An 8,040-nucleotide genomic window follows, 5' to 3' on the forward strand; every position below is an offset into this window, starting at 1 on the left:
TCCGCGCGTGCTTCCGCGCCTCCGCGCGTGCTTCCGCGCCTCCGCGCGTGCTTCCGCGCCTCCGCGCGTGCTTCCGCGCCCTCTGCGCCGCGATCTTGGAGTTGTTGTCCCCTCTTTATGCGGAAATTCCGGACATTCCCGGGACCACAAGTCCAAGATCGCGGCGCAGAGGGGCGGCGCGGCGATGGGGCGGCGCGGCGCGGAGGGGCGGCGCGGCGGTGGGGTTGGGGGCGCGGCGCGGAGGGGCGGCGCGCCGGAGGGATGGGGGCTCGGCGAAGCGGGACCCGCGGCGGAGGGCGGGGTACGGCGCCGGGAAGGGGCGCGCACAAGGGTGCGGCCCCTCGCCGGACGGTCCGGGTGCGAACGTCAGGACGCGTAGGCGTCCGCTGCGTCTAGGGCGTCGTCGATGGCGTCGATGCCCTCCAGGAGCTCGGCCTCCGAGATCACCAGCGGGGGCACCACGTGCAGGCGGTTGAAGTGGGTGAAGGGCCACACGCCGCGGGCCTTGCAGGCCGCCACCACCTCCGCCATCGGCTTGGCCGCCGGGCCCGCGGCGTTGTACGGGACCAGCATCTCCTTCGTGTCCCGGTCGCGGACCAGCTCGATCGCCCAGAACAGGCCCAGGCCTCGCACGTCGCCCACCGACGGGTGGCGGTCGCGCAGCTTCTCCAGGCGGGGGCGGACCACGCGCTCGCCCAGGTCGCGGACGCGCTCCGGGATCGACTCGTCGCGCATGACCTCGATCGTCGCCACGGCGGCGGCGCAGGCCAGGGGATGGCCGGAGTACGTGAGGCCGCCGGGGAAGGGGCGATCCGCGAACGTCTCGTAGACGCGGGGGCCGAGGATCACGCCGCCCAGCGGTACGTAACCGGAGTTCACGCCCTTCGCGAACGTGACGAGGTCGGGGACCACGCCCCAGCGGTCCACCGCGAACCACTCGCCGCAGCGGCCGAAGCCGCTCATGACCTCGTCGGCGATGAGCAGGGCGCCGTGGCGGTCGCAGAGGTCGCGGACGCCCTCCAGGTAGCCCGGCGGCGGGACCAGGATGCCGTTGGTGCCGACCACCGACTCCAGGATCACGGCGGCGATCGTCTGCGGGCCCTCGAACGTGAACACCTCCTCCAGGTGGGCGAGGGCGCGCTCGGTCTCCTGCTCGGGGGAGTCGGCGTGGAACGGGGAGCGGTACGGGTACGGCCCGAAGAACCGCACCACGCCCGGCATCGCGGGCTCGTTGGCCCACCGCCGTGGGTCGCCGGTGAGCGTGATCGAGCCGGTGGTCGCTCCGTGGTACGAGCGGTAGGCGGCGAGGATCTTGTGCCGGCCGGTGGTGCCGCGGGCCATCCGCACCGCGTGTTCGTTGGCCTCCGTGCCGCCGTTGGTGAAGAAGACGTGCTGCAGGTCGCCCGGAGCGACGGAAGCGATCAGGCGGGCCGCGGTGCTGCGGGCCGCGTTGCCGAACGTCGGCGCGATCGTGCACAGCTGGGCGGCCTGCTCCTGGATCGCGGCGACCACCCGGGGGTGCTGGTGGCCCAGGTTGAGGTTCACGAGCTGCGAGGAGAAGTCGAGGTACCGCCGGCCGTCGGTGTCCCAGAACGTGCTGCCGAGGCCGCCGGCGACGACGACCGGGTCGAGGGCCCGCTGGGCCGACCAGGAGTGGAAGACGTGCGCGCGGTCGTCGCGGTAGGCGTCGGTGAGTTCTGCCGTCATGAGGCGACGTTAATGGCACACGTCGGGCCGGACAATATCCCGATCGTTACAGCTTGTTACGAGCCCTATGCTGAGTCCATGGACATCACCACGGTGGGAGAACTGGAGGAACTGCTCGGGTCACCGATGCCCCGGGCGCTGGCCAAGGAGCGTGACCGGCTCAAGCAGACCGACCTCGACTGGTTGGCGCTGTCGCCGTTCGTCCTCGTCGGCACCTCCGACGCGAGCGGCAACTGCGACGTCTCGCCCAAGGGCGACCCGCCCGGCTTCATCCACGTGATCGACGACCGCACGATCGCGATCCCCGAGCGCCCCGGCAACCGCCGCGGTGACGGCTACCACAACATCCTGGCCAACCCGCACGTCGGGCTGCTCGTCCTGGTGCCGGGGCGGCGCGAGACGCTGCGGATCAACGGCCGGGCCCGGCTCGTGTCCGACGCGCCCTGGTTCGACGCGATGGTCGTCGATGGCCACCGGCCGATCATGGCGATCGTCGTCGACATCGACACGATCTTCTTCCACTGCCAGAAGGCGTTCATGCGCTCGAAGCTCTGGAAGCAGGACACCTGGACGCCCGACGCGCTGCCGTCGCACGCCAAGCTCGTCAAGAGCGTCCAGGACACCGCCGAGACCGTGGACGAGCTCGAGGCCTACTACGCCGAGGACCGCTACCGCCAGGGCCTGTACGCCTGATATCTTCCGCTGCCGATGCAGCGGGGGAGGTACGTCGCGATGATCGTCGCGATCAGGGCATTCGTCTCGATCGTCATGCTCGCCGGCTTCTACGTGCTGGCGTTCGTCCAGTTGGTCGTCGGCATGGCGCTCTCGTTCTGGCTCGCGACGGTCGGCGGCAGCGGGCTCGGCGCGCAGATCGGCATCGCGGTGTTCCTGGCCACGGTGTGGGCGGTCGGCTACGGCACGTACAAGGCGGTGCGCGCCGACGACGGCCCGCCGCCCGGCGTGGAGCTGGAGGAGGACGACGCGCCACGGCTGTGGGCGACGGTCCGCGAGCTGGCCGAGGCGGCCGGGACCCGCCCGCCCGACCAGATCCACCTGGTGCCGGAGGTCAACGCGGCGGTCGTCGAGCGGTCCCGCCTCATGGGGCTGCTCGGCGGCCGGCGGTACCTCTTCGTCGGCATGCCGCTGCTGCAGACGCTGAACATCGCCCAGCTGCGCGCGGTCCTCGCCCACGAGCTGGGCCACTACTCCGAGGAGCACACCCGCTTCGCCGGCATCTCCTACCGCGGGCGGCTCGCGCTCGTGCGCACCGTCGGGCACATCAGCGACGGCAACGTGGCCGGCTGGGTGTTCCGCGGCTACACCGAGCTGTACGTTGCCGTGCAGAACTCGGTCAGCCGGCGCCAGGAGCTGGAGGCCGACCGGACCGCGGTGCGGGTGGCCGGCCGGCACGCGGCCGCGAGCGCGCTCAAAGAGGTCGAGATCCTCGGTACCGCGTACGAGTTCTACGTCAGCGAGTACCTCGCGCCCGGCATCGCCGCCGGCTGCGTGCCCGAGGACGTGTTCGGCTCCTTCGCGGAGATGCTGCGGGTCCGCGCCGAGGAGCTGTCGGCGCTGCGCCACGCCCAGCCGGCCGCGGTCCGGGCCGGCCGGCACGACACCCACCCGCCGCTGGCCGAGCGGCTCGCGGCCATCGCCGCGGCGCCCGACCCGGTGGTGGACGCCGACACCGGCCCGGCGACGGCGCTGGTCCCCGGCGCCCGGGCCGCCGGCCGCGAGCTGCAGGCCGCGCTCGTTCCGGGCGAGGGGCTGGTCGAGCTGCCCTGGGACGAGTTCCGTACCGCGGTCGCCAACGCCGACCTGCAGACCCGCACCGACGCGTGGCTGCGCCTGTTCGGCCGCGAGGTGGGCAAGCCGGTCCCGCACGTCGACGCCGTCCTCACCCTGATCGACGACGGGTGGGTGCTCGGCGACCTCGTGCCGCCGGACGGGACGATGCGCGACCCGATCGCCGGCCCGCTCGAGACGATGTTCAAGCTGGCCGCGGTCCGCTCCGGCGCCGGCCGCTGGCGGCACTCGTGGGTCGGCCCGAGCGTCCTGCTCGACCGGGCCGGCGCCGAGCTGGACCTGGCCGGGATCGCCGACGCGGCGACCGTGGCCGAGGCCCGGCAGCGGCTCGCCGCCCTGGGCATCGACCCCAGGGCGGCCCGGCACGTGCAGCAGGTCGTCAACGCCAAGCAGGCCGAGATCTACGCCGGCATCAGCCAGGTGAAGGTCGACGGCAAACGGTCCGACCTGCTCGTGCTCAGCCACGGCCTGCTCGTCGTGCCGGGAGTGCGCTGGTACAAGGCCCGCAGCGCCTGGTTCCGGGTGAACCGCTGGATCAAGGAGAGCACGGCCCGGGAGGTCGCCGCGCTGCCGGGCACCCGGTTCATCGCCTACGAGGAGATCATCCGGGGGACGCGCACGAGCTCGATGCGCTTCCGCTGGGAGCTGGAGCTGCACGACGGCACGACCGTGCGGGTGCGCAGCATCCTCGACAGCACCGAGCACGGCCCGGCGCATGCGCTCTTCGCCCGTGCCGTCACGCAACAGTAGGGCTAGACCTACCGACGCGCCGGCCCCGCCGGGCCAGAATGGATGGCATGAGAGCAGCCGTGCCGTTCGTCCGCCGGGGCCTGACCGCCATCGGGCGGGTCGCACTGCTCGGCATCCTCTCCTGGCCGCTGAACATCGCATTGTTCATCCTCAGCGTGCTCTCGTTCGCGCTCACCGTCGTCGGCCTCGGGCTGGTGCTGGCGCCGCTCGTGCAGCTGCTCGTCCGGCGCTACGCCGACCTGCACCGCACCCTGGCCGGCCGCTGGTCGGGCATCGAGATCCCGAGGCCCTACCGGCCGCTGCCGCCGAAGGCGTTCGTCGGGTCGCCGCGGCGCTGGATGTGGCTGGTCCGCGACCCGGCGACGTGGCGCGACCTGCTGTGGCTGCTCGGCGGCGCACCGGTGGGCCTGGCCCTGGGCCTGATCGCCCCGGTGCTGCTCGTCTACGGTTTGGAAGGTGTGCTGGTGGTGCCGGCGATCATCGCCGCGGTCACCGACGATTCCGGTTACGGTGTCACCTGGCCCATCCGCAATGCCGTCGACGTGATGAGCCTGCCGTTGCAGGGCGCGCTCATCACCGCCGGCGCGCTCTACGCGGGGCCGTGGCTGCTGTGGGCGCTCGCGCAGTACGACCGCGCCCTCCTCGGCCCGACCCACAGCGCGGAGCTGTCCCGCCGCGTCGACCGGCTCACCGAGACGCGCACCCAGGTCGTCGACGCGCAGGCCGCCGAGCTGCGCCGCATCGAGCGCGACCTGCACGACGGCGCACAGGCCCGCATCGTGGCGCTCGGCATGAGCCTGGGCATGGCCGAGGACCTGGTGACCCGCGACCCGGTGGCGGCGCAGGCGCTCATCGCCGAGGCGCGGGAGGCCAGCGGCAAGGCCCTCGCCGAGTTACGCGGGCTGGTCCGCGGCATCCACCCGCCCGTCCTCGCCGAGCGCGGGCTCGCCGGCGGCCTGGAGGCCCTCGCGCTCACCGTGCCGCTCCCGGTGGCGGTCCACGCCGACATCGACGGCCGCCCGCCGGCGCCGGTCGAGTCGGCCGCCTACTTCGCGGTGGCCGAGGCGCTCGCCAACGTGGTCAAGCACAGCCGGGCCTCGACCGCCTGGGTATCGTTGAGCCACCTCGGAGGCGCCATCTACATCACCGTCGGCGACGACGGCGTCGGTGGCGCGGACCCGCACGCCGGCTCCGGGCTGGCCGGTGTCGAGCGCCGGCTGGGGGCGTTCGACGGCAGCCTCAGCGTCGACAGCCCGGCCGGCGGCCCGACCGTGCTCACGATGGAGCTGCCGTGCGAGTTGTCATCGCCGAGGATCTCGCCCTCCTCCGCGACGGGTTGATCCGGCTCCTGACGGCGTACGGGTTCGAGGTCGTCGAGGCGGTCGACAACGGCACCGACCTGCGCACGGCCCTGCTCACCCACCGGCCTGACGTGGCCGTCGTCGACGTCCGGCTGCCGCCGACGTTCACCGACGAGGGGCTGCGCGCGGCGATCGCGGCCCGGGCCGAGGCGCCCGGGCTGCCGGTGCTGGTGCTGTCGCAGCACGTGGAGCAGTTGTACGCGCGGGAGCTGCTCTCCGATCGCCGCGGCGGGGTCGGGTATCTGCTGAAGGACCGGGTCGCGACCGTCGCCGAGTTCGTCGACGCGGTGCGGCGGGTCGCCCAGGGCGGCACCGCGATGGACCCCGAGGTCGTCTCGCAGCTGCTGGCCCGCAACGCCGGCGAGCCCACCCGCGCGCTCACCCCGCGCGAGCGCGAGGTCCTGGGCCTGATGGCCGAGGGGCGCTCGAACGTGGCGATCGCCGGCCGGCTGTTCGTGACGGAGAAGGCGGTGGGCAAGCACATCAACAACATCTTCACCAAGCTGGGCCTGCCGCCGTCGGAGGACGACAACCGCCGCGTGCTGGCGGTGCTGGCGTATCTCAACGCGTGAGGCCCGCGACGGCGCGCACGGTCGCGGTCGTGGGTCCTGCTAGTCTCCCTCGTGCCGTCGATCGCCGAGACCGTCACCCGCCTGCGGGCGGCCGGCTGCGTGTTCGCCGAGGACGAGGCCGCCCTCCTGCACGCCGAGGCCGGCTCCGCCGGCCACCTCGAGTCGATGATCGCCCGCCGCGTCGCCGGCGCCCCCTTGGAGCACGTCCTGGGCTGGGCCTCCTTCGCGGGCGTCCGGGTCGAGATCACGGACGGCGTGTTCGTCCCCCGCCACCGCACCGAGCTGCTGACCACGACGGCCCGCGCCCTGATGCCGGTGCGGACGGTGCTGGACCTGTGCTGCGGCACGGGTGCCCTGGGCCTGGTCGTGGTGCGGGATCACCCGGAGGTCCGCCTGGTGGCGGCGGACGTGGACCCGGCGGCCGTCGCCTGCGCCCGCCGCAACCTGGCCGGGCTGACGGAGGAGGTCTACTGCGGCGACCTCTTCGCGCCGTTGCCGCCCGACCTGCTGTCGGCCGTCGACCTCCTGCTGGTCAACGTCCCGTACGTCCCCACCGCCGAGATCGCCTACCTCCCCGAGGAGTTCAGGGTCCACGAGGCCCGGGCGGCCCTGGACGGTGGCCCGGACGGCCTGGACCTCTTGCGGCGGGTGGCCCTGGAGGCGCCGGGATGGCTGTCCCCGGGCGGCACCCTGCTGACCGAGACCGGTGCCCCGCAGCTGGCGACGGCCCAGGCGATCCTGGCATCGGCCGGCCTGGAGCCGCGCGCGGTCACCGACCCGGAGACGGAAACGACGGTAATCGCGGCGGTCCGCCCGTCCACTGTGTCCTCGGTATGAGCCAACCGATATATCCATCACTATCGAATTGATGGATATCCTCCTCCCCAACATCCAACTCGTTGGGGAGGCTCCCGGATGGTTCGAAAGCTCCTGCTCACCCGGCGCTCGCCGGCAAGGTGGCTCCTCGCGGCGCTGACCGCGGTGGCCGCCACGGCCGGCGTCCTGCCGGGCACCGCGCACGCCGCCGAGAACGTCGTCGGCGGCACCCGCGCGGCCCAGGGCGAGTTCCCGTTCATGGTCCGCCTGTCGATGGGCTGCGGCGGCGCCCTCTACAGCCCGCGCCTGGTCCTGACCGCCGCCCACTGCGTCAGCGGCACCGGCACGAACACCAGCATCACCGCCACCCTCGGCGTCGTGGACCTGCAGTCGTCGAGCCGCATCACGGTACGGTCGAACTACGTCTACCGCGCCCCCGGCTACAACGGCAACGGCAAGGACTGGGCCCTGATCCGCCTGGCGACCCCGGTCACGGGCCTGGCCACCCTCCCGATCGCGACCACGACGGCGTACGACTCCGGCACCTTCACCGTGGCCGGCTGGGGCGCGGCGCGGGAGGGCGGCGCGCAGCAGCGCTACCTCCTCAAGGCAACGGTCCCCTACGTCGCCGACGCGACATGCGACAACTCGTACCCGGACCTGATCCCGAGCGACGAGATCTGCGCCGGCTACACGGCAGGCGGCGTGGACACCTGCCAGGGCGACTCGGGCGGCCCGATGTTCCGCCGCGACGCGAGCAACGCCTGGATCCAGGTGGGCATCGTCAGCTGGGGCAACGGCTGCGCCCGCCCGAACTACCCGGGCGTCTACACGCAGGTGAGCACGTTCGCCTCGGCGATCGCCTCCGCGGCCGCCAGCCTGGGCGGCTGACCGCTCCACGTCCCGGCGGGCGGCTTGCGCGGCCGCCCGCCGGGCGCTGTTCCGCGCGGTGCGCTGTTCCGCGCGTGGCGCTGTTCCGCGCGTGGCGCTGTTCCGCGCGTGGCGCTGTTCCGCGCGTGGCGCTGTTC

The 8,040-nt window shown here is 73.2% G+C and carries 7 protein-coding genes; 6 read left to right on the plus strand and 1 reads right to left on the minus strand.

Annotation, left to right across the window (positions count from 1 at the left end; all coding sequences use genetic code 11):
- Positions 1–366: 366 nt before the first annotated feature.
- On the minus strand, positions 367–1,707 hold the full coding sequence (locus IEZ31_RS03490) for an aspartate aminotransferase family protein (protein WP_190248231.1): 1,341 nt from the start codon (positions 1,705–1,707) through the stop codon (positions 367–369).
- A gap of 78 nt (positions 1,708–1,785) precedes the next feature.
- Between IEZ31_RS03490 and IEZ31_RS03495 the strand changes: the two genes are divergently transcribed.
- The 6 genes from IEZ31_RS03495 (at position 1,786) to IEZ31_RS03520 (ending at position 7,903) form a co-directional block, all read left to right on the plus strand.
- Positions 1,786–2,400 carry a pyridoxamine 5'-phosphate oxidase family protein gene (locus tag IEZ31_RS03495; RefSeq protein ID WP_190248232.1) on the plus strand — a complete coding sequence of 205 codons (615 nt, stop codon included), beginning with the start codon at positions 1,786–1,788 and terminating at the stop codon, positions 2,398–2,400.
- Positions 2,401–2,415: 15 nt separating this feature from the next.
- Positions 2,416–4,263, plus strand: a complete 1,848-nt coding sequence (locus tag IEZ31_RS03500; protein WP_190248233.1) for a M48 family metallopeptidase — start codon at positions 2,416–2,418, stop codon at positions 4,261–4,263.
- A gap of 47 nt (positions 4,264–4,310) precedes the next feature.
- Positions 4,311–5,603 carry a sensor histidine kinase gene (locus IEZ31_RS03505; protein ID WP_190248234.1) on the plus strand — a complete coding sequence of 431 codons (1,293 nt, stop codon included), beginning with the start codon at positions 4,311–4,313 and terminating at the stop codon, positions 5,601–5,603.
- A complete protein-coding gene (locus IEZ31_RS03510; RefSeq protein ID WP_190248235.1) occupies positions 5,555–6,196 on the plus strand; it encodes a LuxR C-terminal-related transcriptional regulator in 642 nt (213 codons plus the stop codon). Before IEZ31_RS03505 ends, IEZ31_RS03510 begins: the two co-directional genes overlap by 49 nt.
- 51 nt (positions 6,197–6,247) lie before the next feature.
- Positions 6,248–7,033 (plus strand): putative protein N(5)-glutamine methyltransferase, encoded by a 786-nt coding sequence (locus IEZ31_RS03515; protein WP_190248236.1) that lies wholly within the window; start codon positions 6,248–6,250, stop codon positions 7,031–7,033.
- A gap of 78 nt (positions 7,034–7,111) precedes the next feature.
- Positions 7,112–7,903, plus strand: a complete 792-nt coding sequence (locus IEZ31_RS03520; RefSeq protein ID WP_190248237.1) for a S1 family peptidase — start codon at positions 7,112–7,114, stop codon at positions 7,901–7,903.
- Positions 7,904–8,040: the final 137 nt, after the last annotated feature.

The sequence above is a fragment of the Dactylosporangium sucinum genome (genome assembly GCF_014647515.1).
In the GTDB taxonomy this organism is placed as follows: Bacteria; Actinomycetota; Actinomycetes; order Mycobacteriales; family Micromonosporaceae; genus Dactylosporangium; species Dactylosporangium sucinum.

Bases quoted from the DNA above. Each gene is read 5' to 3' on its own strand.
- IEZ31_RS03490 (WP_190248231.1), bottom strand. From the start codon at position 1,707: ATGACGGCAGAACTCACCGACGCCTACCGCGACGACCGCGCGCACGTC.
- IEZ31_RS03495 (WP_190248232.1), top strand. From the start codon at position 1,786: ATGGACATCACCACGGTGGGAGAACTGGAGGAACTGCTCGGGTCACCG.
- IEZ31_RS03500 (WP_190248233.1), top strand. From the start codon at position 2,416: ATGCAGCGGGGGAGGTACGTCGCGATGATCGTCGCGATCAGGGCATTC.
- IEZ31_RS03505 (WP_190248234.1), top strand. From the start codon at position 4,311: ATGAGAGCAGCCGTGCCGTTCGTCCGCCGGGGCCTGACCGCCATCGGG.
- IEZ31_RS03520 (WP_190248237.1), top strand. From the start codon at position 7,112: ATGGTTCGAAAGCTCCTGCTCACCCGGCGCTCGCCGGCAAGGTGGCTC.